We start from the raw sequence: 20,679 nt of genomic DNA, 5'->3' as shown, positions 1-20,679 counted from the left end.
AATGGAACTTTATCGTGCCCATAAAGCTCCGAATGGTTACTTGCTGAGGCCGCTTTTCGGCCGACCTCATGGAGCAATACAACGCGCATCGATGCGCACATGTTTTAAGGAACACCCAGGAAAATGAATACTCAACATCAGATCCAGAAAGCCATCAGCACCCTGACCCACGCCTTCGCGCCTTTCGATTGCCGTATCCAGGCCGCACGCAAGGGCAGCTTCAGCTTCACACTGGTCGACAAGACCGGCATAGCCCAGTACAGCCAGCGTCTGTATCCGGGCCAGTACAACGACGAGTCGCTGCAACAGGTGATCGAGCGCACGCGCCAGTCGCTCACGGCCTGAACCAATTCACCATCCCGAGGTCGAAGGTGACCCACCACAGGATGGAGTAGGACATGGAACTCACCAACCAGCAACTCGTCGATCACCTGTTCAATCCGCTGCGTGCCAGTTTCAGCTCGCCACGCCCGGACGGCAGCATCATCCTCGCCCTGCTCGACGAGAGCGACAGCACCGTCTACAGCCGCGTCCTGGCCAAACCACAGCTCGACGATCAAGGTGCCTTTGCCCAGAGCCTGGAAGAGATTCGCCTGGAGCTGGCGGTACGTGCCGGCAATATCCCCGCCGACCTGCGCAAGACGCTCAAGGAACAGGACAGCGTGCTGAATTACCGCACTGCCTGAATCCATCCGGCCCACGAGAAGCCCGCGCCCATGCGCGGGCTTTTTATTGCGCGCAGCAAAGTACAAGGCAGCCAGCCGGCCATGACGAACAAGAAGAAGACGGGAAGATGCTGGAGGCGAACCCTGCCAGCCACACCCCGGCACACGATGTTCCCGCTGTGGCTGCTCCCTTCCGGGCCTGACCAGGTTCACGGGTAATCGTTGCGAGGGGACCGACAGGGTCCACCATAACGAAGCCCGTCATTGCGACGGGCCGCGCCATTGTAACGACTAAATGCAAACTTACAACCGCCTCAAGCACTTAGATGCCAGAGACGGGCTGCATCAGACCCGAAACCGCCCCACCAGCTGGGCCAAGCCGCTGGACAGCTCGGACAGGCGCTGACTGGCTTGGCTGCTTTGTTCCGAGGTCTGCGCAGCCTCGTTGGACAGGTCGCGAATGTCGCTGATATTGCGCGCGATCTCTTCGGTGACGCTGCTCTGCTCCTCGCAGGCGGTGGCGATCTGCGCTGCCATGTCGTTGATGCGCTGTACCGAATCCCCGGTCACGCTCAGCGCCTGATCCACCCCGGCGGCCTGCTCCACGCTCTGCCGCGCCCGCTCGCTACCCGAGTGGGTGGCCTTGACCGCGTTCTGCACCCCCACCTGCAGGCGCTCGATCATTTGCTGGATGTCCTTGGTCGACTCCTGGGTGCGCGCGGCCAGCGCCCGCACCTCATCGGCAACCACGGCAAAACCGCGGCCCTGCTCCCCTGCCCGCGCCGCCTCGATGGCAGCGTTCAGCGCCAGCAGGTTGGTCTGCTCGGCGATGCCCTTGATCACCGCCAGCACCGCACCGATGTTGGCGGTTTCCTGCTCCAGGGTCTGGATGGTGTCGGAAGCACTTTCCACTTCCTGCGCCAGTTGCCGGATCGAATGAATGGTCGCACCCACCACCTGCGCGCCTTCGCGCGACTGCACTTCGGCGTGCCGCGCGGCATCGGCCGCATTCTGCGCATTGCGTGCCACCTCATGCACCGCCACGCTCATCTCGGTGGCCGCTGTACTGACCTGATCCACGGCGGCATGCTCGCTGCTGATCAGCCGATCATTGGCCGCCGCCATGCCGGCCAGGCTCCTGGCCGAGTCAGCCACCTCGCCGGTTACCCGTCCGACCTCCCTGATCAGCGGCTGCAGCTTGTCGAGGAAGCGGTTGAAGGCATGGCTGAGCTTGCCCAGCTCGTCCCGGGACGACACATCCAGACGGACCCGCAGGTCGCCATCGCCGTCAGCGATCTGCTCGATGCGATGCAGCAGGCTGTGCAGCGGACGGGTCACCAGCAGCGGGAAGCCCACCACCAGCACCAGGCACACCAGCAGCCCGATGGCGATGATCAGTCCCTGCTGCCAGACCAGCGCGTCGCCACGCGCGATCGCCGCGGTGCCCAGCGCATTGGCGGCGTCGTCCTCCATCTCGCCCAGCTTGTCGATGGCACTACGGGCCTCATTGAACTGCGCCTCGCTGTCGGCAAAACTCAGCCGACTGGCCGCAGCGGGGTCAGTGCGGGCCATTTCCAGCACGCGCAACGAAGTTGCCTTCCAGCGCTCGAAGCCACGATCGAACTCCGCCACCAGGGCCAGCGCTGCGCTACCTGGCTGCGTCGCGGCGAACTTGTGCACGCGGTCATAGGCTTGCTGCAGGTTCTCCGCGTGATAGGCGCGGAGCTTCTCGGCATACGCAGCGGAGTCCTCGTCGAGCAAACTACGTTCGGCGACGAAGGCCTGATAGAGATCGCGGTCGGCATTGAGCAGCAGACTGATGGCCGGCAGATGGCGATTGGTCAAGGTGGTGCTGGACTCTGCAACCTGGGTGATACCACGCATACCCAGCGCCCCCATGGCCACCAGCAAGGCAGCGAGCAGCAAAATGGGCAGGGCGATCTTCCAGCGAAACCCCAGATCAGCGAATGCGCGCAGCATGATTGCACTCCAGTGTTGGGCAGTTTCCTGAAGCTTAGTCGAGCGCTGCCGGCGCGCAGTCCGGCCATCTGAAAAGGATGCCGAGCCCCCCTGCGGACCAGGCAGCCTGGGTGAGACCCCACGCGGTGCGCTGCGACGCTGTGAATCCAGACATCAGCGGCCACTGCGTTTTTTACTCGCCCCCTGGAACCACCCGAGCCGCTGCGACACTAAGCCCTATCGGAAGTACCGCAACGGCGCTGCCGATTCCTACCTTTTGTGCTAGCGTTCCCCACGTTTTCGGCTGTGCGGCCCATGCCTGCGGCGCCGAACCTATTACCTGCAAACGGAGTTACATCATGGCAATCACCAAAGACCAACTGATCAGCGACCTGGCCGAGGCCGTATCCCTGCCGAAGGCTACCGTCCGCACCCTGATCGATCAGTTGGGCGAAATTGTCGGCGACGCGCTGGAAAACGACGGTGAGATCACCCTGCCGGGTATCGGCAAGCTGAAGGTGAGCGAGCGCCCGGCCCGCACCGGCCGCAACCCGCAGACCGGCAAGGCCATCGAAATCGCTGCCAAGAAAGTGGTCAAGCTGGTGCCAGCCAAGGCCCTGACCGACGCACTGAATTGATTGTTCGCCGGCCCGGAGCGCAATGCCCGGGCCGGCTCTGCTGGCTATTCCACCACCTGCAGTTCGGTAACGATGTAACGGTTACCCTCCTGGCGCGCCTGGAAGCGCACCTTCTTTCCAGCTGAAACTCCTTCCAGCAGTTCCGCTTTCTCAACCTCGAACACCATGGTCATCGGCGGCATGCCGATACTGGCGATGGGGCCGTGACGCAGGGTGATCTTCTGCGCGGCGGCGTCCACCTTGCGCACCTCGCCCTGGCTCAGCGGTGCGGGGTCGGCGGCCTGCAACGGCAGACTGAACAGGGCGGCCAGCGCCGCGATCATCAGTTGCTTCTTCATGCGTGTTTCCTCTCGTAGGTCAGTCGGCCAGCACCTGAATGGTGCCAACCATGCCGGCTTGGTAGTGGCCGGCGATCAGGCAGGCGAAATCGAATTCGCCGGCGCGGTTGAAGGTCCAGATCATCTCGCCGCTCTGCCCCGGCGCAACGTGAGCCATATAGGGCTCGTCGTGTTCCATGCCGGGAAAACGCAGCATCGCCTCGGCATGTTCATCCAGGGTTTCGCGGGTACCGATGACGAACTCGTGGAGGATCTTGCCGTCGTTGCGGTGGACGAAACGAATGGTCTCGCCCTGCCTGACCTGCAGCCGATCCGGGGTGAAGCGCATCTGATCGGTCATGCGGATCTCGATGGTGCGGTCGACCTCACCGGCATCGCCGGCGATGCCCCAGGGCTTCTGCTCCTTGATCGTTGCGGCGGCCTTATGGCGCTCGTGCGTCTCGCTATGGGCCAGCGCTGCCGGGCTGCCAAGCAGCCCGATCAGGGTCAGAACCAGTACCTGTGCTGTTTTCATCGGTGAATCCTCGCTTGCTGTGGGGATCGGGCCGCGTGGCGGCCCGCCCCGTCAATGCCCGGCATGACCGCCGGGCTTGCGTACCTGCACTTCCACCGGTGCATCGAGCGGTTGCTTGAGCGGCATCGACTGGCCGCCGCCGTCGTGCGAGCGGCTCGGGTTGGCCAGTGCCCCTTTCCATTCATAGGCCACCGTGCCGGCCGGATGCTTGAACCAGCCCGGGTCGCGGTAGTCGCCAGCGGCCTGCTCCTTGCGCACCTTGAGCATGGTGAACATGCCGCCCATCTCCACCGAGCCGAACGGGCCGTCGCCGGTCATCATCGGCACGGTGTTGTCCGGCAGCGGCATCTGCATCTCCGCCATGTCGGCCATGCCGCGCTCGCCCATCACCATGTAGTCCGGCACCAGTTTGGCGATCTTGCGGGTCATGTCGCGGTGATCGACGCCGACCAGGGTCGGCACGTCGTGGCCCATGGCGTTCATGGTGTGGTGGCTCTTGTGGCAGTGCAGCGCCCAATCGCCCTCCTCGTCGGCGATGAACTCGAGCTGGCGCATCTGCCCCACCGCCACGTCGGCGGTCACCTCCGGCCAGCGCGAGCTGACCGGGGTCGGCCCGCCGTCGGTGCCGGTGACCTCGAACTCGTGACCGTGCAGGTGGATCGGGTGGTTGGTCATGGTCAGGTTGCCGACGCGCAGGCGCACCCGCTCGCCCTGGCGCGCCACCAGCGGGTCGATGCCGGGGAACACGCGGCTGTTGAAGGTCCACAGGTTGAAATCGAGCATCTGCATGATCTTCGGCGTGTAGGCGCCCGGCTCGATGTCGTAGGCGCTGAGCAGGAAGCAGTAGTCGCGGTCCACCTCGGCGATCAATGGGTGATGCTCTCTGGGGTGAGTGACCCAGAACCCCATCATGCCCATGGCCATCTGCACCATCTCGTCGGCGTGCGGGTGGTACATGAAGGTGCCGGGGCGGCGGGCGACGAACTCGTAGACGAAGGTCTTGCCCACCGGAATCGCCGGCTGGGTCAGGCCCGCGACGCCGTCCATGCCATTGGGCAGACGCTGGCCGTGCCAGTGGATGCTGGTGTGCTCGGGCAGCTTGTTGGTGACGAAGATGCGCACCCGGTCGCCCTCCACTACCTCAATGGTCGGCCCCGGCGACTGGCCGTTGTAGCCCCACAGGTGGGCCTTGTAGCCGGGCGCCAGCTCGCGTACCACCGGCTCGGCGACCAGGTGGAACTCCTTGACGCCGTTGTTCATGCGCCATGGCAGGGTCCAGCCGTTGAGGGTGACCACCGGGTTGTAGGGCCGCCCGCTGCCCGGCTGCAGCGGCGGCTGGGTGTCGGCGCTGGCCTGCAGCACCGGTTCGGGCAGGGCCGCCATGGCCACCCGGCTGACCGCCGAGCTGGCCACCGCAGCGCCGATGGCGCCGGCCCCGAGAAAGAAATCGCGTCGTGAAACCATCTGGGAAATTCCTTGTTCAATGGCCGGCGGCGGCCGGCTCGGCAGCAGCGGCAGGCGCCGCGCCGAGCGAGGGATTGGGGGCGCCCAACAGGGCCATGTCGAGGTCGGCGCGCGCCAGCCAGAAGGCGCGCTGCGCCTGCAGGTAGCCATCCACCGCCTGCACCTGGCGGCGCGCATCGGCGAGCAGGTCGAAGGGGCTGATGAACATGCCGTTGTAGCGCAGCAGGTTTTCCTCGGCGATGCGCTGGCGCAGCGGCAGCACCTCGGTGCGGTAGTGCTGCGCCAACTCGAAGGCGTTGCGGTAGGCGTGATAGGCCTCGCGCACCTGCGAGCGGGCGTTGATCGCCGTCTCGGCGGCGCGGTTGAGCGCCTGGCGATACTGCGCCTCGGCCCGTGCCACCTTGGCACCGCTCCAGTCGAACAGTGGCAGCTCGACGCTGATCTCGTAGCCGCGCTGGGTCGGCTCCTCGTTGGAACGGTTGTTGACCACGCCCAGCTCCAGCACGTTGATGAAACGCGTGGTGCGGGTCAGGCCGAGGTTCTGCGCCAGGCGCTCGGCATCCAGGCGCACGGCCTGGATGTCCTGGCGCTGGTTCATGGCCAGGCGCTCCACGTCCGGCAACTCGTCCGCGTTTTTCGGCAGCGCCGGCAGGCGTTCGGGCAGGCGGTAGTCGAGCTGCACGCCCCACAGGCCGAGCAGACGGGTCAGTTGCTCGCGGCTGCGTACGCGCGCCTGTTCGGCCTGGATCAGACCGATGCCGGCCTCGGCGTAGAAGTTCTGCTGCTCGGCCTGCTGCAGCTTGCTGAAGTTGCCCACCGCGGCCATGCGCCGGGCCAGCTCGGCGCCGGCTTCGGCGGCGTCCAGCACCTGCCGCGCGTAGACCAGGCTCTCCTCGGCGGCGACCGCCTGGTACCAGGCCTTGCGCGTCTCGCTGGCCAGGTCGAACACCGCCAGGCTGGTCTGCCGCTGCAGCTGCTCGAAGCGCCGAACTTCCAGGCGCGAGGTCAGCGGCAGGGCGATCAGCCGCGCCAGATTCAGGTGCAGGCCGCGCTCGTATTCGACCTCGCTGCCCTTTTCCAGACGGCCATAGGAGAAGCCGGGATTGGGCAGGCGCCCGGCCTGCACGCGCTCGGCCTCGCCGATGCCCAGCTCGTCGAAGGACGCCTGCAGACCACGGTTGTTGAGCAGCGCCAGCTGCACCGCGGCATCCAGGCTCAGGGGTTCGGCAAGCAACTCGGCGACGCGTGCCTCGACCTGCCCGCGCCCGGCCTCGTCGCGGGCCCACAGCAGTTGCTTGTCCAGCTGGCGCTCGGCGCTTTGCTGCACCGGGTCGAAGCCACCGTCCTGGCTGAAGCCGGCGCATCCGGCCAGCAGCAGCGCGGCGCAGAGCAGTACGGCGGGTTTAATGGTGGTCATGGCCACCTCCCTCGACGGGCTCGGCGCCCTGCTCGGCCGGCTGCTCCCAGCCTTCCATGCTGTAGGTGCGCCAGCCGCCGATACGGCCGACCAGGTCGTTGGCCGCGCGCCAGTCCTGCAACGGCTCGTCGGCCTGGGCACGGTAGTCTTGCAGAGGGGAACGGTAATCCTGCGCCGGCACGGCGGCGTTGGCGTCCAGCGGATCGGGCTGGGCCGCCATCAGAATGCCGGGCAGCGCCAGGGCGGCGATGCCCAGCAGCCTTGCGGCAAGGGAATGCAAAGTCATGATGTATTCTCGCGTACGGCGGCCAGGCGGCCGCGTGAGCTACAGGCGCCGCAGGACGGCGCTACCAAGGGGCTCAGGCGAGAGAAAGACGCGGGGGGCGTTCGGGCGTGTCGGCCAGACCGACGATAAGGCGGTCGGGCCAGGCTGTAGCCGGCTCGACGGTTTGCAGGGCAGAGTCGTTCAGAAACGGCTGGCTGGGCGCGGCGACACCGACGCAGAAGGCGCACAGGGTGCAGAGGCTGCCATCGGCGGGAGCATCGTTGCTGGCAACCGGGGCGGCGTCCTGATGCGCGCCATGTGCGCTGGCGGCCGCCATGTCGTGGTGCATGCCGTGCTCGCCGTGCTGACTGGCGCTGATCTGCAGGGCGCCGCTGCGATGCACCTGCTCGCACAACTGCATGCCGAGCGCCGCCATGGCCTGTGCCGGCAGGGCCAGCATCAGTATCCAGATCAGGGCGGTACGCAGGGTTTTGCGCATGGGGTAGCGAGGCCAGAGTCAGAGGGCGATGGGGCGGATTATCCGCGCGCTGGCCGCTTTGTCCAGCCCTACAGTGTCAGGTGACCGGCATACAGGCCATAGCCGGCCAGCACGGCGGTCAGCAATACGGCGGCGAAGATCGGCCATTCGTAGCGGGTGAACAGTACCTGCCCCTGCTCGCGCTTGGCCTGGCGAAACAGCAGCACCCCCGGCGCGTAGAGCAGCGCCGACAGCAGCAGATACTTGACCCCACCGGCATACAACAGCCAGATCGCGTAACCCACCGCCAGCAGGCCGATGGCCAGATCCTTGCGGCGCAGCGCGGCCTGATCTTCATAGGTTTCACCGCGCAACGCCAGCAACAGCGCATAGACCGCCGACCACAGGTAGGGCACCAGAATCATCGACGACGCGAGGTAGATCAGCGACAGGTAGGTGCCCTGGGAAAACAGGGTGATCAGCAGAAACAGCTGGATCATGCCGTTGGTCAGCCACAGCGCGTTGACCGGCACCTGGTTGGCATTCTCCCGGTGCAGGAAGGCCGGCATGGTGCCGTCCTTGGCAGAGACGAAGAGGATTTCGGCGCACAGCAGCGCCCAGGACAGCAGCGCACCGAGTAAGGACACCGCCAGGCCGATGCTGATCAGCACCGCCCCCCAACGCCCCACCACATGCTCCAGCACTCCGGCCATGGACGGGTTCTGCAGCGCCGCCAGCTCGGGCTGGCTCATCACCCCCAGCGACAGCAGGTTGACCAGCATTAAAAGTGCCAGCACGCCGAGAAAACCGATCACCGTGGCCTTGCCCACATCGCGGCGGCGCTCGGCACGCGACGAGTACACGCTCGCCCCCTCGATACCGATGAACACGAACACCGTGACCAGCATCATGTTGCGCACCTGCTCCAGCACGCCGCCGAATTGCGGATTGCTGCGCCCCCAGATGTCACGGGTGAAGATGTCGCGGTCGAAGGCCAGGCCGACGATGACGATGAACAGCAGGATCGGCACCAGCTTGGCCACGGTGGTGATCAGGTTGATCAGCGCCGCCTCCTTGATGCCGCGCAGCACCAGGGCGTGCACGCACCACAGCAACACCGAGGCGCAGGCGATGGCCAGCGGCGTGTTGCCCTGGCCGAAGGCCGGGAAGAAGTAACCCAGGGTCGAGAACAGCAGGACGAAGTAGCCGACATTGCCCAGCCAGGCGCTGATCCAGTAGCCCCAGGCCGAGGAAAAACCCATGTAATCGCCGAGGCCCGCCTTGGCGTAGACGTACACCCCGCCATCGAGCTGCGGCTTGCGGTTGGCCAGGCCCTGGAACACGAAGGCCAGCGCCAGCATGCCCACCGCGGTAATCCCCCAGCCGATCAGCACCGCGCCGACATCGGCCCGCGCGGCGATGTTCTGCGGCAGCGAGAAGATCCCGCCACCGACCATCGAGCCCACCACCAGCGCGGTCAGCGACCCCAGGCCCAGCTTGCGACTTCCATCCGACATGGCGGCTCCCTCGTACGGCTACCGCCAAACTCTAGTCGAGGCTGTTACAGCTGCCAGGCAGCTCAGCCCAGCATGGTCACATGACGCGGATGACTGGCCACGCGCTCGAGCCAGGCGCGCACGGCCGGGAAGGCTTCGAGGCTGAAACCGCCCTCATCGGCCACGTGGGTGTAGGCATACAGGGCGATATCGGCGATGGAGTAATGCTCGCCGACCAGATAGGGCGTGCGTTCGAGCTGCTTTTCCATCACCTTCAGGGCCTTGTAGCCGAGTTTCAGGCAGCGCGCATGCTCCTCGCGGCGCTCCTCGGGCATGCCCTGGTAGAGCTGGATGAAACGCGCCACCGCAACGTAGGGCTCGTGGCTGTACTGCTCGAAAAACTGCCACTGCAGCACCTGGGTGCGCAGGCGCGGCTCGCGGGGCAGGAAGTCGCTACCATCGGCGAGGTAGTTGAGGATGGCGTTGGACTCCCACAGGCAGGTGCCGTCGTCCAGCTCCAGCACCGGAATCTTGCCGTTGGGGTTCTTGGCCAGGAAGGCTTCGCTCTGCGTTTCGCCCTTGAGAATGTCGATCGGCACCCACTCGTAGGGTTTGCCGAGCAGATGCAGCATCAGCTTGACCTTGTAGCAGTTGCCCGACCGGTAATCGCCGTAGACCTTGTACATCGCATCGCCCTCCCCGAGTTTCCCTGTGTTTTCGTAGGAGCCGACTCGCCGGCGATCCGCCGCAGCGAGAGCGTCGCCAGCTAGTTGCTCCTACGCTACAAACCTCTACTTCGCCTGCGCCTCTTGAATCACCGCCGCCAGCCGGCGCAGCCCCTCGCCCAGGCGCTCCGGCGCCACATGGCTGAAGTTCAGTCGCAGGTGGCCGGGGTTGGCATCCGGGTCGATGAAGAACGGCTCGCCCGGCATGAAGGCGACGTTCTGCGCCAGCGCCGCATCGAGCAGCGTGCGGGTATCCAGCGGCTGCTTGAGGGTCAGCCAGAAGAACAGCCCGCCCTGCGGGATCTGCCACTCGGCCAGTTCGCCGAAGTGTTCCAGCAGCGCGGCCTGCATGGCGTCGCGGCGGATGCGGTAGAAATCGCGCAGCTCGGCCAGGTGGCCACGGTACTGCTCGCTGCCCAGCCACTGCAGCGCCTGCCACTGACCGATGCGGTTGGTGTGCAGGTCGGCCGACTGCTTCAGGCGCAGCAGGTGCGGGTACAGGTCCTTGGTGGCGATCAGGTAGCCGACGCGCAGGCCCGGCAGCAGGGTCTTGGAAACGGTGCCGGTGTAGATCCAGCTGGCCTTCTGCAGGCGGCTGACGATGGGCGTGGCGCTGCCGGCGTCGAACACCAGCTCGCGGTACGGCTCGTCCTCGATCAGGGTCACGCCGAACTCGTCGAGCAGCGCCGCCACCGCTTCGCGCTTGGCTTCGCTGTAACGGGTGCCGGACGGATTCTGGAAGGTCGGAATCAGGTAGGCGAAAGCCGGCTGGTGCGTTTCCAGACGCTGGCGCAGCGCGGCCAGCTCGGGGCCATCGGCCTCCTGCGGCACGCTGATGCAAGCGGCGCCGAACAGCTGGAAGGCCTGCAGCGCGGCCAGGTAGGTCGGCGCCTCGAGCAGCACCTCGGTGCCCGGATCGATGAACAGCTTGGAGGCCAGATCCAGCGTCTGCTGCGAGCCGCTGACGATCAGCACCTGGCTGGCCTCGCAGGGCACGCCCAGGGCCCGCGCTTCGGCGGCGATGGCTTCGCGCAGCGCCGGCTCGCCCTCGCTCATGCCGTACTGGCCCATGCTCGCCGGCATCTCGGCCCAGTCCACCTTCGGCAGCATCGGCTCGGCCGGCAGCCCACCGGCGAAGGACATCACCTCCGGACGCTGCGCCGCGGCGAGAATTTCACGGATCAGGGAGCTTTTCAGGCGGGCGATGCGTTCGGAGAAGGCCATGGGATGTCCTGGGGTGCAAATGTCATTGGAATTAAGTCAAACTGCTTGACCGAAACTACGACGCCGCCCAGAGATACGTCAATATGACTGACCTAAAAAATTTCCCCGAGAAATTTTTGACCTCGCCCAGCGACGGCCCGCAGGGTGGCCGCACCGGGTGGCAGGCGATGAAGAGCCCCGCCGTGCAGCAGGCGGCCATGGAGGCCTTCTTCTTCGGCTACCAGGCCTTCACCGCCAAGCCCGACGAGATGCTGGCCAGGCGCGGCCTGTCGCGGGTGCACCACCGCATCCTGTTCTTCATCGCCAAGTATCCCGGGCTGAGCATGAAGGAGCTGCTGGGCTACCTGGGCGTGAGCAAGCAGGCGCTGAACACGCCGCTGCGCCAGCTGATGGAGATGCACCTGGTGCAGAGCGAGGCGGCAGAAGACGACAAGCGCAAACGCCTGCTCGGCTTCACCGCCGAAGGCGCCAAGCTGGAACAGGCCCTGCGTCGCGAGCAGGCGCGACTGCTGCAGCGGGTGTTCAGCGAAATGGGAGAAGAAGCCGTACAGGGCTGGCTGGCCGTCAATCACGCCCTGGCCCGCAGCCGCCACGAACGTACGTAGCCACCGCCGCCATGTCCCACTCCTAGCAGCGTTGCTGGCGAAGCCTCTTGTTCGCGAGCAACGCTGCTCCTGCCGATTCAGCCTCCCCCCTTGCATTCCCCTGCACCGCCGGTCATTTCGGCAATTGCGCGCAACCATGACCTCTGCAATCATATGCGAATCATTATCACCTTAACTTAGATCTCGCGAGGTGCGCGTGTCGGTTCAGGATTCCAGCAATCAGCAGTTGGTCGGCCTGCTTTACCGCGACCATCGCGACTGGCTGTTCGGCTGGCTGCGCAAAAGTCTGAATTGCACGCAGCGCGCCGAAGATCTGAGTCAGGACACCTTCGTGCGCCTGCTCGGCCGCCCGGACCTGCACAGCCCGCGTGAACCTCGTGCCTTGCTCACCACCATCGCCAGGGGCCTGCTGATCGACCAGTTCCGCCGCAGTGCGCTGGAGCGCGCCTATCTCGAAGAACTCGCTCTGGCCCCCGAGGCCCTGCAACCGAGCCCCGAGGAACAGGCGCTGGCGCTGGAACAGCTGAGCGAGATCGATCGTCTGCTCGGACACCTGTCGAGCAAGGCGCGCGCCGCCTTCCTCTACAACCGCCTGGACGGTCTCGGCCATGCCGAGATCGCCGAGCGTCTCGGCGTGTCGCCCTCGCGGGTGCGCCAGTACCTCGCCCAGGGCCTGCGCCAGTGCTACATCGCGCTGTATGGAGCGCCGCAATGAACCGGGTATCGGCGCGCGCCCTGGATGAGGCCATTGCCTGGCAGCTGTGCCTGGACTCCGGCGAGGCCAGCGAACAGCAACGCCAGGATTTCGCCCGCTGGTTGGCGGCCCATCCCGAGCATGGCCTGGTCTGGCGCAGGCTCGGCGGCATCGACCAGCAACTCGCCGCCGCCACCCCAGCGCCGGCCCGCCGCGCCCTGCTGCAAGGCGGCCAGCGGCGTCGCAGCCTGCGACGCCTGGGAGGCGATGCCCTGGCCCTGCTGCTGGCAAGCGGCGTCGCCCTGGCCTTGCTGGCTCAGCAGCGCCCGCTGGGCGACTACCTTGCCGACTATCGCACCGCTGCCGGGGAACAGCGCGACCTGCTGCTCGCCGACCGCAGCCAGATCCGCCTCAACAGCCGCAGCGCGCTGGACGTGGCGTTCGACGACGACGAGCGCCGCCTGGTACTGCTCAGCGGCGAAATCCTGATCCAGACCGCCAAGGGCGATGCGCGTCCGTTCGTCGTGGAGACGGCGCAGGGCCGCCTGCGCGCCCTGGGGACGCGCTTTCTGGTGCGTCGCGATGGAGACGCCACCGAGCTGATCGTCCTGCAGTCGGCTGTGGCTGCGCGGCCGCTCTCCGCTGCGCAGGAGCGCATCATCCAGAGTGGCGAGCAGGTGCGCATGGACAGCCGGCAGCTCAGCGACAGCAGCCCCGCGCCCATCGGCGCCGATGCCTGGAGTCGCGGCATGCTGGTGGCGGACAACCTGCCGCTGCAGCGCCTTATCGATCAACTCGGCGAATACCGTAGCGGCTACCTGGGCCTCGACCCGAGCCTGGCCGGCTTGCGTATCAGCGGCAGCTTCCCGCTGCACGACAGCGACAAGGCCCTGGCCGCACTGCCACCGAGCCTGCCGGTGCGCATCGAGCAGATCGGCCCCTGGTGGACGCGCGTCGTGCCGGCAGAAAAATAATCCGCCGCCCCTGTCACTTTTCATTTTTGCTTCGGCAAAAGGACATTGAGATACATTACCTCTTAGGAGAAGTTCGCAATGTCCTCCACCGCTGCTCCCTTCCGCCGCACTCTGCTGGCGCTGACCATCGCTTTCGCCGGCCAGGTGGGACTGGCTCATGCCGAGCCCTATCAGCTGCCCGCCGGCCCCCTGGCCGCCACGCTCAACCAAATCGCCAGCCAGGCTGGCGTGACCCTGAGCATCGACCCGGCGCTGACCGAGGGCAAACGCTCGGCGCCGGTGCAAGGTGATCTGCAAGCCGTCGACGCGCTCAACCACGCCCTGCGCGGCACCGGTCTGCAACTGCAGAGCAACGGCGCTGGCGTCTACAGCCTGGTGCCTGCCGCCGAATCGGCGGTGGCGCTGCCCGACGTGACCGTTACCGCCAGCGAACAGGCCGCCGAAACGGCCTGGGGCCCGACCCGCGGCTACCTGGCCAGCCGCACGGCAACCGGCACCAAGACCGACACGCCGCTTCTGGAGACGCCACGCTCCATCTCGGTTGCCACCCGTGAGCAGATGCAGGATCGCAAGGTGCAGAACCTGGACGATGCGGTGCGCTACATGCCCGGCGTGATCGCCAGCAGCTATGGCAGCGACAGCCGCGCCGACTGGATGAAGATCCGCGGCTTCGAACCGATTCAGTTGCTCGACGGCCTGCCACTGCCCAAGGGCAGCTACACCATGCCCAAACTGGAGACCTGGAACCTGGAGCGCGTCGCCGTACTGCGCGGCCCGGCCTCCTCGGTCTATGGCCAGACCCCGCCCGGCGGCCTGGTTGACGCCGTCAGCCGTCGCCCACAGGCCGAAAGCAGCCATGAAGTACAGGTGCAAGTCGGCAACTACCAGCACAAGCAGATCAGCTTCGACAGCACCGGCAAGATCGATGACGATGGCCGTTTTCTCTACCGTTTCAGTGGCGTGGGTCGTGACAGCGGCACGGTCATCGAGCATATGGATGACCAGCGCTTCAACCTCGCACCCAGCCTGACCTGGAACATCGACGACAATACCAGGCTTACCTTCCTCGGCCAGTTCAATCGCGACGATACCGGCGGCACCAGCCAGTTCCTGCCCCTGCAAGGCACCAAGCTGGGCACGCCGGCCGGCAAGATCGACTACAACAAGAACCTCGGCGACCCCGACTGGGAGTTCTACGACAAGACCTTCTATGCCCTCGGCTACGCCTTCGAGCACCGCATCAACGATATCTGGCAGTTCAATCAGAACCTGCGCTACAGCAAGCTCGAGCTGGATAACCAGATCATCACGGCTGGCGGTTGGGCTACCGCGGTCGCTGACGACGGCACGGTTGCGCGCGGCGCCAATGTGTACGACGAGAACATCAGCCACTTCGCCATGGATAACAATTTCCAGGCTGACTTCCATACGGGCGCGCTGACCCATACCTTGCTGCTGGGCGTGGATTATCTGCGCGTCAATACCGATTACCGCTGGCTGTATGGCAGCGCCCCGAGCAGCAATATCATCAACCCGATCTATGGCCAGGACTTCAGTGGTGTCGCCTACACCGCCTTCCAGGACTACAACCAGAAGCGCCGGAACACCGGCCTCTACCTGCAGGATCAGATCGCCCTCGACGCCTGGCGCCTGACCCTGGGTGGCCGCTGGGATCGGCTGGATACCGACTCGGTGTTCTACAACGCCAATGACGCCAAGGACAGCCGCCGCGACAGCCAGTTCAGCGGCAACGCCGCGCTGAGCTACGTCTTCGACTCTGGCTTCACGCCTTATGTGTCCTACGCCGAATCCTTCCAGGCCGAAGCGGGCGGCAACGGCGGCGCCGCGTTCAAACCCAGTACCGGCAAGCAGTACGAACTGGGCATCAAGTACCAACCGCCGGGCAGCGACATGCTGCTGACCGCCGCGGTCTATGACCTGAAGCGGCAGAACATCGTGACCACCAATATCGCCGGCGCCAGCGAACCGGTGAGCGAGGTAGAGGTACGCGGCCTGGAGCTGGAGGCCACCGGCAGCCTCACCGAGAACCTCAGCCTGACGGCCTCCTACACCTACACCAACAGCAAGATGACCAAGGTTGGCGACCCGCGCGACAAGAACCGCGCCCTGCCTCTCACGCCGGAACACCAGGCCTCGATCTGGGCCGACTATGACTGGAATCAGGGCATGCTGGCCGGATTCGGCGTTGGCTTCGGCGCCCGCTTCGTCGGCTCCACCGACAACATCGCCGTCGGCAACCTGGGTTTCGTGCGCGATGCCTCCGACGGCCATAGCAGCGCCTACACCGTCTACGACGCTGCCGTGCGCTACGACCTCGGTCAGCTCGATGCCAGCCTGCGTGGTGCCAGCGTATCGCTCAACGCCACCAACCTGTTCGACAAGGAATACCTGGCCACCTGCGATGGCTTCTACTGCTATGCCGGCGACCCGCGCCGGGTCACCGCGAGCATCGACTACAAGTGGTAACAGGCTGAAAAACAGGAGTCGCCCGATGGGCGGCTCCTGTCATTTACGCCACAGTCAGCTCGCCGTCTCCTGCAACTCGGCAGCGCCCTTGAAGAACACCAGCATCAGCGCCACGCCCGCCCCCAGCAGCGGCAACAGTGCCAGCAGCATCAACAGCACGCTGGCCAGCATCAGCCCGCCGACTATATTCAGCCAGGCCATCACCTTGAGCGCCGGATAGGGAAACTCCAGCCTGAGCAGGCGCACGCCCAGCCAGGTGGTGCAGCCGCCCATCAGACACAGCAGCGCCATATAGCTCAGCGTCTGCCAGTCCAGCCCGCCAAACAGCTGCTCGCCCAGCAGCAGGTCGGCCCACTCCAGCAGCAGGGACAGCACCACCACGGCCCACACCGGCACGCTCAGGCGGCGCGCCGCAAAGCGTGCCTCGGCAAAAGCCTTGAAACGCAGCAGCAGATAGCAACCGAGCAGCACCAGAGCCAGGCTTAGCCAGTCGGTATAGGTCAACAGCAATTGCGCATCGTCCTGCGGCAGCATGGCGCCAGCGAACAGCAGGCTCACCACCAGCGCGTTGGCCAGTACCGAGACCAGCGCCAGCCAACCGAGCATCCGCAACTGGCGAGCGCTCCAGCCCGGCAGGCGGTGAACGGGGGCGGCGTCGAGCAGTTCCACCTGTGGCGCACTGTAGGGATTGTCCGGTTGCATCGCACGTCAGCCTTGTTCGGCAAACTTGTTCGGCAAAAGCACGAGGCTAACCAGCCGCGCGGCGCTTGACCAGACTGTACGGTTCAACCCAGCGGTGGCTGTACCGCGACGCCACCGCAGCCGCGCAATAGGCTTTGCCAGTCACCGGAGAACGACCATGTCCACCGAACTGCTGCTCGCCTTCATTGCCTTCGCCTTCGTCACCTCGGTGACGCCCGGCCCCAATAACATGATGCTGCTCGCTTCGGGCGTGAATTTCGGCGTGCGCCGCAGCATCCCGCACATGCTCGGCATCAGCCTGGGCTTCATGCTGCTGGTGGCCTCGGTAGGCCTGGGCCTCGGCCAGCTGTTCGAACGCCTGCCGGTGCTGCATGACGTGCTGCGTTACGTCGGCGCGGCCTACCTGCTCTACCTGGCCTGGAAGATCGCCCAGGCCGGCGCTCCGCAAGGCCGTGACAACCCCGCCGCCAAGCCGTTTACCTTTCTCCAGGCCGCGGCCTTCCAATGGGTCAACCCGAAGGCCTGGATCATGGCCATCGGCGCCATTACCACCTACACCCCGCAGGACGGCTTCGTCAGCAACGTGCTGCTGATCGCTGCACTGTTCGCCCTGGTCAACTGCCCCAGCGTCGGCCTGTGGACCGTTGCCGGCAGCCTGCTGCGCAGCTGGCTGGACAACCCGCGCGCCCTGCGCGCCTTCAATATCGGCATGGCGCTACTGTTGGTCGCCTCGCTCTACCCCATCTTCGTCGACACGGGACTGCTCTGATGCAAGACATCGCCCCTACCCGCCTGCGCCCACTGGCCGACACCTCCACCTCGGCCGTGGTGGCTGGTTTCATCGCCATGCTCACCGGCTATACCAGCTCCCTGGTGCTGATGTTCCAGGCCGGTCAGGCTGCCGGCCTCACCGCCGGGCAGATTTCCTCGTGGATCTGGGCGCTGTCGATCGGCATGGCGCTGTGCTGCATCGTGCTCTCGCTGCGTTATCGCGCGCCGGTGATGATCGCCTGGTCGACGCCTGGTGCGGCGCTGCTGGTCACCAGCCTGCCGCAGGTGTCCTACGGCGAGGCCATCGGCGCCTACATCCTGGCCTCGGGCCTGATCGTGCTGATCGGCCTGACCGGTACCTTCGACCGCCTGATGCGCCGCATACCCGCCTCCATCGCCGCTGCGCTGCTGGCCGGTGTGCTGTTCAAGATCGGTCTGGAAATCTGCGTGGCTGCCGAGCAACAGCCCTTTCTCGTGATCGCCATGCTGCTGGCCTATCTGCTCGGCAAACGTCTGTGGCCGCGCTACTCGGTGCTCTCCGCGCTGATCGTCGGCAGTGTGCTGGCCGGGGTGTTCGGCCTGCTGGACTTCAGCGATTTCCAGCTGCAACTGGCCACGCCCGAGTGGACCACGCCGAGCTTCTCGCTGGCCGCGGCGATCAGCATCGGCATTCCGCTGTTCATCGTCGCCATGGCCTCGCAGAACCTGCCGGGCATGGCCGTGCTGCGCGCCAACGGCTATGACGTGCCGGCCTCACCGCTGCTGACCAGCACCGGCCTGGTATCGATCCTGATGGCGCCTTTCGGCAGCCACGGCATACACATGGCCGCCATCAGCGCCGCCATCTGCGCCGGCCCGGAAGCCCATGAAGACCCGCGCAAGCGCTACACAGCGGCGGTCTGGTGCGGGGTGTTCTACGCCATCGCCGGCATCTTCGGCGCTACCCTGGCCTCGCTGTTCGCCGCGCTGCCGGCGGCGCTGATCCTCTCCATCGCCGCGCTGGCGCTGTTCGCCTCGATCATTGGCGGCCTGACCCAGGCCATGAGCGAGCCCAACGAGCGCGAAGCGGCGCTGATCACCTTCCTGGTCACGGCGTCGGGGATGACCCTGGCCGGCGTCGGCTCGGCCTTCTGGGGCATAGTCGCCGGGCTGTTGACCCTGGCCGTGCTGAGCTGGGGCAAGCGGTAGCCCCCGCAGCCCGGACTGCATCCGAGCAAGCGGTAGGGTGCGCCGCGCGCACCACTGGCTAGCCGCGTGTTCAAGCGGTGCGCGCAGCGCACCCTACCGTCCGGGCGCCGGCTCGGCCAATTCTGCGCCATGCACGCGGTTGACCCACAGGCCGAACAGCGCCGCCGTGATGAACATGATCAGGCTGTAGATGGCCGCAGGGATAGCCATGGTCGGGTTGTTCAGCAGCGCCGGGCTGAGCGCCAGGGCGATGGCCAGGGTGCCGTTGTGGATGCCGATCTCCATGGCGATGGCGATCGCCTGACGCAGATTGAGCTTGAGCAGCCTGGGTACGCAGTAGCCCACCGCCATGCTCAGCAGGTTGAAAGCCAGTGCCGCGCCGCCGACCGAGGGCGCGTAATCGACGAAGGTGCGCCAGTCCTTGGCCACCGCCAGCAGGATGATCAGCAACAGGAACAGCGCCGAAACGATCTTCACCGGCCTCTGCATCCGCTCGGCGAAACCGGGAAAGCGGCTGCGCAACCACATGCCGATGGCCACCGGGCCGAGGACGATGGCGAACACCTGCACCACCTTGGCGAATTGCAGCGGTATGGCCTGATCGTCCGCCATGAAGTACATCAGCGACAGGTTGACGATCAACGGCATGGTCAGAATGGCGATCACCGAATTCACCGCGGTCAGGGTGATGTTCAGCGCCACGTCGCCATGGGCCAGGTGACTGTACAGGTTGGCCGTGGTGCCGCCCGGCGAGGCGGCCAGCAGCATCAGGCCCACGGCCAGCGCCGGTGCCAGGCCGAAGGCCTTGGCCAGGAAGAAGCAGGCCAGCGGCAGCAGCAATAGCTGGCAGGCCAGGCCGATGAGCACGGGTTTGGGGAATTTCACCACCCGGGCGAAATCGGCCAGGGTCAGCGACAGGCCGAGGCCGAGCATGATGATGCCCAGCGCGGCAGGGAGGAAAAACGTCAGCAAGGGATCGGCGGTCATTATTGTTATCGCTCCAGGGGAACCTGGCAGGATTTTGCGCAGTCAGGGCCACCGCTGACAGTGGCCCTGCGAGCCAACCTTAGCTCGCTCGCTGACGGGATAGAGCCGTCAGATCGCCGTGGCCCCACCATCCACGGCCAGTGCCTGGCCGGTGGTGAACGCGGCGTGGTCGCTGCACAGATAAAGCACGGCGGCGGCGATCTCCTCGACCTTGCCGATGCGCCCGACCGGGTGCATGGCGGCGGCGAACTCGGCCTTCTTCGGATCGGCCTCATAGGCGCGGCGGAACATGTCGGTGTCGATCACCGCCGGGCACACCGCGTTGACGCGGATTTTCTTCTTCGCGTATTCCACCGCCGCGGACTTGGTCAGGCCGATCACCGCATGCTTGGAAGCGGCGTAGATGCTCATCTTGGGCGCAGCGCCGAGGCCCGCCACCGATGCGGTGTTGACGATGGCACCGCCGCCCTGAGCCAGCATCAGCGGAATCTGATGCTTCATGCACAGCCAAACGCCCTTGACGTTGACGCCGATGATGGCGTCGAACTCGGCTTCGTTGCCGTCGGCCAGCTTGCCCTGCTCGATCTCGATACCGGCGTTGTTGAAGGCGTAATCCAGGCGGCCGTATTGCGCCATGGTGGCGTCCATCAGCGCCTTGACTTCAGTAACGCGGGTCACGTCGCAGCGCACGAAGCAGGCCTCGCCACCGGCCGCGCGAATCAGCTCGACGGTACCCTCGCCACCTGCCACGTCCACGTCGGAAACCACCACCTTCAGCCCTTCGGCAGCGAAGGCCTGGGCCGTGGCGCGGCCAATACCGGCGGCACCACCCGTGACCAGGGCGACCTGGCCGGAAAACCTCATGCTCATATCTGCTTCCTCGCAGCGATTCTTGTTGAATTGGCGAGGAGTCTAGCCAGCAAGCCAGACGGTGAGCAGCACTATCAGGCTCTGGAGTGGAGGGTCATGCAAAGCGCTGATGACGACTCCACCAGCGCGATGCCGCGATCAGCGGGTAGCTCGGATGAAATCCGCGAAAGATCGGACGGCATGCCAGGCCGCCCCGGATTTCGTCTGGGCTACAGGGC

At 65.7% G+C, this 20,679-nt stretch carries 22 protein-coding genes and 1 other RNA gene; 9 read left to right on the top strand and 14 right to left on the bottom strand.

All coding sequences use genetic code 11. The features are described from left to right. Positions 1-123 precede the first annotated feature (123 nt). Both BLS61_RS05300 and BLS61_RS05295 read left to right on the top strand, forming a co-directional pair. Positions 124-345, top strand: a complete 222-nt coding sequence (locus BLS61_RS05300) for a hypothetical protein (RefSeq protein ID WP_090428363.1) — start codon at positions 124-126, stop codon at positions 343-345. 53 nt (positions 346-398) lie between these two features. Continuing rightward, positions 399-686 (top strand): DUF3509 domain-containing protein, encoded by a 288-nt coding sequence (locus BLS61_RS05295; RefSeq protein WP_090428360.1) that lies wholly within the window; start codon positions 399-401, stop codon positions 684-686. A 121-nt stretch (positions 687-807) separates the two neighbouring features. Here BLS61_RS05295 and ffs read toward each other — a convergent pair. Next, an RNA gene (ffs, locus tag BLS61_RS05290) (signal recognition particle sRNA small type) lies at positions 808-904 on the bottom strand. A 106-nt stretch (positions 905-1,010) separates the two neighbouring features. Next, on the bottom strand, positions 1,011-2,645 hold the full coding sequence (locus BLS61_RS05285; protein ID WP_090428357.1) for a methyl-accepting chemotaxis protein: 1,635 nt from the start codon (positions 2,643-2,645) through the stop codon (positions 1,011-1,013). 338 nt (positions 2,646-2,983) lie between these two features. Between BLS61_RS05285 and BLS61_RS05280 the strand changes: the two genes are divergently transcribed. Further along, the gene (locus BLS61_RS05280; protein ID WP_090428355.1) at positions 2,984-3,262 is read left to right on the top strand and encodes an HU family DNA-binding protein; all 279 of its coding nucleotides are present in this window, start codon (positions 2,984-2,986) and stop codon (positions 3,260-3,262) included. Positions 3,263-3,306: 44 nt separating this feature from the next. Here the strand turns inward: BLS61_RS05280 and BLS61_RS05275 are convergent, their stop codons facing one another. The 9 genes from BLS61_RS05275 to BLS61_RS05235 form a co-directional block, all read right to left on the bottom strand. Continuing rightward, complete coding sequence (locus BLS61_RS05275) at positions 3,307-3,600, bottom strand: copper-binding protein (RefSeq protein ID WP_090428353.1); 294 nt, start codon at positions 3,598-3,600, stop codon at positions 3,307-3,309. Between the two features lie 19 nt (positions 3,601-3,619). After that, positions 3,620-4,114 carry a cupredoxin domain-containing protein gene (locus BLS61_RS05270; RefSeq protein ID WP_090428350.1) on the bottom strand — a complete coding sequence of 165 codons (495 nt, stop codon included), beginning with the start codon at positions 4,112-4,114 and terminating at the stop codon, positions 3,620-3,622. Positions 4,115-4,165: 51 nt separating this feature from the next. Then, entirely contained in the window at positions 4,166-5,578 is a 1,413-nt protein-coding gene (locus tag BLS61_RS05265; protein ID WP_090428348.1) for a multicopper oxidase family protein, read from the bottom strand. Positions 5,579-5,594: 16 nt separating this feature from the next. Beyond that, positions 5,595-6,995 carry a TolC family protein gene (locus BLS61_RS05260; protein ID WP_090428345.1) on the bottom strand — a complete coding sequence of 467 codons (1,401 nt, stop codon included), beginning with the start codon at positions 6,993-6,995 and terminating at the stop codon, positions 5,595-5,597. Then, positions 6,982-7,281: a hypothetical protein gene (locus BLS61_RS05255; protein WP_090428342.1), complete on the bottom strand. Its 300-nt coding sequence runs from the start codon at positions 7,279-7,281 to the stop codon at positions 6,982-6,984. Before BLS61_RS05255 ends, BLS61_RS05260 begins: the two co-directional genes overlap by 14 nt. A gap of 73 nt (positions 7,282-7,354) precedes the next feature. Next, complete coding sequence (locus BLS61_RS05250; RefSeq protein WP_090428338.1) at positions 7,355-7,759, bottom strand: hypothetical protein; 405 nt, start codon at positions 7,757-7,759, stop codon at positions 7,355-7,357. A 68-nt stretch (positions 7,760-7,827) separates the two neighbouring features. Then, positions 7,828-9,255: an arginine-ornithine antiporter gene (gene arcD, locus BLS61_RS05245; RefSeq protein WP_090428335.1), complete on the bottom strand. Its 1,428-nt coding sequence runs from the start codon at positions 9,253-9,255 to the stop codon at positions 7,828-7,830. Between the two features lie 62 nt (positions 9,256-9,317). Continuing rightward, positions 9,318-9,920: a glutathione S-transferase family protein gene (locus BLS61_RS05240; RefSeq protein ID WP_090428332.1), complete on the bottom strand. Its 603-nt coding sequence runs from the start codon at positions 9,918-9,920 to the stop codon at positions 9,318-9,320. A 105-nt stretch (positions 9,921-10,025) separates the two neighbouring features. Further along, entirely contained in the window at positions 10,026-11,183 is a 1,158-nt protein-coding gene (locus BLS61_RS05235; protein WP_090428328.1) for an aminotransferase-like domain-containing protein, read from the bottom strand. 83 nt (positions 11,184-11,266) lie between these two features. Between BLS61_RS05235 and BLS61_RS05230 the strand changes: the two genes are divergently transcribed. From BLS61_RS05230 to BLS61_RS05215, 4 genes are all read left to right on the top strand, one after another. Continuing rightward, on the top strand, positions 11,267-11,788 hold the full coding sequence (locus tag BLS61_RS05230; protein WP_090428325.1) for a MarR family winged helix-turn-helix transcriptional regulator: 522 nt from the start codon (positions 11,267-11,269) through the stop codon (positions 11,786-11,788). Positions 11,789-11,984: 196 nt separating this feature from the next. Then, positions 11,985-12,503 carry an RNA polymerase sigma factor gene (locus BLS61_RS05225; RefSeq protein WP_003243715.1) on the top strand — a complete coding sequence of 173 codons (519 nt, stop codon included), beginning with the start codon at positions 11,985-11,987 and terminating at the stop codon, positions 12,501-12,503. Beyond that, complete coding sequence (locus BLS61_RS05220) at positions 12,500-13,456, top strand: FecR family protein (protein WP_090428322.1); 957 nt, start codon at positions 12,500-12,502, stop codon at positions 13,454-13,456. Before BLS61_RS05225 ends, BLS61_RS05220 begins: the two co-directional genes overlap by 4 nt. A 78-nt stretch (positions 13,457-13,534) precedes the next feature. Beyond that, complete coding sequence (locus BLS61_RS05215) at positions 13,535-15,943, top strand: TonB-dependent siderophore receptor (protein ID WP_090428319.1); 2,409 nt, start codon at positions 13,535-13,537, stop codon at positions 15,941-15,943. 54 nt (positions 15,944-15,997) lie between these two features. Here the strand turns inward: BLS61_RS05215 and BLS61_RS05210 are convergent, their stop codons facing one another. After that, positions 15,998-16,645: a hypothetical protein gene (locus BLS61_RS05210; protein ID WP_090428316.1), complete on the bottom strand. Its 648-nt coding sequence runs from the start codon at positions 16,643-16,645 to the stop codon at positions 15,998-16,000. A 157-nt stretch (positions 16,646-16,802) separates the two neighbouring features. Between BLS61_RS05210 and BLS61_RS05205 the strand changes: the two genes are divergently transcribed. Then, positions 16,803-17,414, top strand: coding sequence for a LysE family translocator (locus BLS61_RS05205; RefSeq protein WP_003243708.1), 612 nt, complete (start codon positions 16,803-16,805; stop codon positions 17,412-17,414). Continuing rightward, entirely contained in the window at positions 17,414-18,604 is a 1,191-nt protein-coding gene (locus BLS61_RS05200) for a benzoate/H(+) symporter BenE family transporter (protein WP_090428313.1), read from the top strand. The genes BLS61_RS05205 and BLS61_RS05200 overlap by 1 nt, the downstream gene beginning before the upstream one ends. A 93-nt stretch (positions 18,605-18,697) precedes the next feature. Here the strand turns inward: BLS61_RS05200 and BLS61_RS05195 are convergent, their stop codons facing one another. Together BLS61_RS05195 and BLS61_RS05190 are read right to left on the bottom strand one after the other, a co-directional pair. Next, on the bottom strand, positions 18,698-19,591 hold the full coding sequence (locus BLS61_RS05195; RefSeq protein WP_090428310.1) for a bile acid:sodium symporter family protein: 894 nt from the start codon (positions 19,589-19,591) through the stop codon (positions 18,698-18,700). 108 nt (positions 19,592-19,699) lie between these two features. Continuing rightward, the gene (locus tag BLS61_RS05190) at positions 19,700-20,461 is read right to left on the bottom strand and encodes an SDR family oxidoreductase (protein WP_090428307.1); all 762 of its coding nucleotides are present in this window, start codon (positions 20,459-20,461) and stop codon (positions 19,700-19,702) included. Between the last annotated feature and the right edge of the window lie 218 nt (positions 20,462-20,679).

The sequence above is a fragment of the Ectopseudomonas guguanensis genome, assembly GCF_900104265.1.
Classification (GTDB): Bacteria; Pseudomonadota; Gammaproteobacteria; order Pseudomonadales; family Pseudomonadaceae; genus Aquipseudomonas; species Aquipseudomonas guguanensis.
This window is presented reverse-complemented; position numbering and strand designations above follow the sequence as displayed.